The sequence below is a fragment of the Bacillus cereus group sp. BfR-BA-01430 genome (genome assembly GCF_022663115.1).
Lineage (GTDB): Bacteria > Bacillota > Bacilli > Bacillales > Bacillaceae_G > Bacillus_A > Bacillus_A cereus_BD.
The window spans coordinates 1-223 of sequence record NZ_JAKUEW010000101.1 but is presented as its reverse complement, the minus strand read 5'-3'; the positions used below and the strand labels follow the sequence as shown (position 1 = coordinate 223).

Here is a 223-nt window from a genome sequence, read left to right as displayed (position 1 = left end):
GTTGATATTCCTGTACCACCTCTTTATCGTTTGAGCAATGGAGGGACGCAGAAGGATAGAAGAAGCGTGCGATTGGTTGTGCACGTCCAAGCAGTTAGGCTGGTAAGTAGGCAAATCCGCTTACCGCGAAGGCTGAGCTGTGATGGGGAAGCTCCTTATGGAGCGAAGTCTTTGATTCCCCGCTGCCAAGAAAAGCTTCTAGCGAGATAAAAGGTGCCTGTAC

Annotated in this window: 1 rRNA gene; it reads left to right on the top strand. The window is 50.2% G+C overall.

What is annotated here, in order from left to right:
- A 23S ribosomal RNA gene (locus tag MR058_RS23135) occupies positions 1–223 on the top strand; the annotation flags it as partial.